At 69.8% G+C, this 2,633-nt stretch carries 3 protein-coding genes; 2 read left to right on the top strand and 1 reads right to left on the bottom strand.

The window, feature by feature from the left end; all coding sequences use genetic code 11:
- On the bottom strand, positions 1-571 hold a 571-nt coding region (locus tag WBP48_RS02700; protein WP_424435702.1), incomplete at its 3' end, for a chromate transporter.
- Between the two features lie 287 nt (positions 572-858).
- Here WBP48_RS02700 and WBP48_RS02695 point away from each other — a divergent pair.
- Positions 859-1,692 (top strand): ParA family protein, encoded by an 834-nt coding sequence (locus WBP48_RS02695; protein WP_424435705.1) that lies wholly within the window; start codon positions 859-861, stop codon positions 1,690-1,692.
- Positions 1,676-2,515 carry a segregation and condensation protein A gene (locus WBP48_RS02690; protein WP_424435699.1) on the top strand — a complete coding sequence of 280 codons (840 nt, stop codon included), beginning with the start codon at positions 1,676-1,678 and terminating at the stop codon, positions 2,513-2,515. Before WBP48_RS02695 ends, WBP48_RS02690 begins: the two co-directional genes overlap by 17 nt.
- Positions 2,516-2,633: the final 118 nt, after the last annotated feature.

Here is a 2,633-nt window from a genome sequence, read left to right as displayed (position 1 = left end):
AGACTGCGCCGGCGAGCGCGCCGACCGCGATCGCGCCGAGCTGCCCGGCCGACCCCGCCAGCCCAACAGCCAGGACGAGGGCGACAACGGCGATCGTCGCGCGCGGTCGGTCCGGCGTGAGGGTGGTCGCCATGCCCCACACCGCCTGCGCGACGATCGCGACAGCGACGATCTTGAGGCCGGCCAGCACACCTTCACCGACGGGGCCCTGGAACAGGGCGGCGCCGTACGCGAATGCGACCATCAGGGCGGCCGAGGGCAGCGTGAACGCGACGAATGCGGCGACCGCCCCGGCGGCTCGGGCGCGCAGCAGGCCGAGACCGAACCCGACCTGGCTGGAGGTCGGCCCGGGCAGGAACTGGCACAGGGCGACGAGTTCGGCGTACGCGCGGTCGTCGATCCAGCCGCGCCGCTGCACGAGCTCGGTGCGGAAGTATCCCAGGTGCGCGATCGGGCCGCCGAAAGAGGTGAGGCCGAGCCTCAGGAAGACGAGAAAGACCTCCCACGAGGATCCGTGCGGGCCCGGCGCAGCACCCGCGCTGCGCGCGGGGTTCCCGGCATCCATCCCCATCACGCGCATACCGTAGCGGGTCGGAGTGAACGGTCTGGTTCTCCTGCGGGGATGCGCGGCGCGGACGGCGGGACCAGTGGCTGTTGAGGTGACGCCTTCCTCGGAAATATCACCGGGGTTCCCGTGGAAAGCGCCACCTGAAGCGGCGGCGGTCGTGCGCCGCCGCGCGTCCGGCGGGGCACACGCGGACCGCTGTGCGAGAATCGGTCAGACGCGAACAAGGAGCAGGAGTGTCGGTGACGGACAAGACGCGGGGGACGAAGAAGGCCTCCTCGGAAGACACCCCGATGGGGCCGACGGGTCGGCCCTATCACGGTTTTCCGACCCCGCCGCCGCTGACCGGTCACGGCCCCGCGCGCATCATCGCCCTGTGCAACCAGAAGGGCGGCGTCGGCAAGACCACGACGACGATCAACCTCGCCGCCTCGCTCGCGCAGTACGGACGCAGGGTGCTCGCGGTCGACTTCGACCCGCAGGGCGCGCTGTCGGCGGGGCTCGGCATCGCGACGCACGACATCCCCACGATCTACGACCTGCTGCTGGACACCAAGCGCGACCCGCACGAGGTCATCGTGTCGACCTCCGTCGAGGGCCTCGATATCCTCCCGGCGAACATCGACCTTTCGGCGGCCGAGGTGCACCTCGTCAACGAGGTGGCTCGCGAGACGATCCTCTCGCGCGTGCTGCGCAAGGTCGCGGGAGAGTATGACGTCATCCTCATCGACTGCCAGCCGTCGCTGGGCCTGCTGACCGTCAACGCGCTGACCGCCAGCCACGGCGTCCTCATCCCGCTGGAGTGCGAGTTCTTCGCCCTGCGCGGCGTCGCGCTGCTGATCGAGACGATCGACAAGGTGCGCGACCGGCTCAACCCCTCCATCACCCTCGACGGGGTGCTCGCGACGATGTACGACGCGCGGACGCTGCACTCCCGCGAAGTGCTCGAGCGGGTCGTCGAAGCGTTCGGCGACGACGTGCTCGAAACCGTCATCGGTCGTACCGTGAAGTTCCCCGACGCGTCGGTGTCGGGCGTTCCCATCACGACGTTCGCGCCGGAGCATGCGGCGGCTCAGGCCTACCTGCGCCTGGCGCGGGAGCTGGTCGCCCGTGGCGCCGTCGCCTGACGAAACCGCCGCGCCCGCGGAGCCCGACGCAACCGACGAGCCCGCGGGTTTTCGCGTCTCGCTCGCTGGCTTCGACGGCCCGTTCGATCTGCTGCTGACACTGCTCGGCAAACACGAACTCGACATCACCGAGATCGCGCTGAGCCGAGTCACCGACGAGTTCATCTCGTACCTCAAGGGGCTGGATCCCGACGAAGAGCTGGAACAGGCATCCGAGTTCCTCGTCGTGGCTGCGACGCTGCTCGACATGAAGGTCGCGGGGCTCCTTCCGCAGGGAGAGTTGGTGGATGCCGAGTCGGTCGCGCTCCTGGAGGCACGCGACCTGCTGTTCGCCCGGTTGCTGCAGTACCGGGCCTTCAAAGAGGTCTCGACCTGGTTCGAGCGGAGTCTGCGCCGGGAGGACCGGCGCCATGCGCGGGCCGTACGCCTCGACGAGAAGTACCGGGGCGCCGTCCCGGAACTGGTGTGGACGCTGTCGAAGGAGGATTTCGCCGCCCTCGCGATGCTCGCCTTCGCGCCGAAGGAGATCCCGCACGTCGGCCTCGACCACCTGCACGCGCCGCTCGTGTCGATCCGGGAGCAGGCGGCCATCGTCGTCACGCTGCTGCGGGATGCCGGGACGCTCAGCTTTCGTGAGCTCGTTTCGGGTGTCACCCAGACGGGGGTCGTCGTGGCGCGGTTCCTCGCGGTGCTCGAACTGTATCGTCACGCCGCACTCTCGTTCGAGCAGCTGGAACCGCTGGGCGAGCTGACCCTGCGCTGGACCGCGGAACGCTGGTCCGAAGAGAACCTCGCCGCGTTGGGAGCCGACTATGACCGTTGACGATTCGACAGGCTCGGGGCCCGCCTCGACGAGCGCGGCCGTCGCCCGGCGCCTCGAGGCGATCCTGCTCGTCGTCGACGAGCCGCAGAGCCTCGTCGCGCTCGCCGCCGCCGTCGGC

Source organism: Microbacterium sp. (genome assembly GCF_049661145.1).
GTDB lineage: Bacteria > Actinomycetota > Actinomycetes > Actinomycetales > Microbacteriaceae > Microbacterium.
The sequence above is the reverse complement of the archived record's forward strand: the minus strand, read 5'-3'. Positions and strand labels throughout refer to the sequence as shown.

Bases quoted from the DNA above. Each gene is read 5' to 3' on its own strand.
- WBP48_RS02695 (WP_424435705.1), top strand. From the start codon at position 859: ATGGGGCCGACGGGTCGGCCCTATCACGGTTTTCCGACCCCGCCGCCG.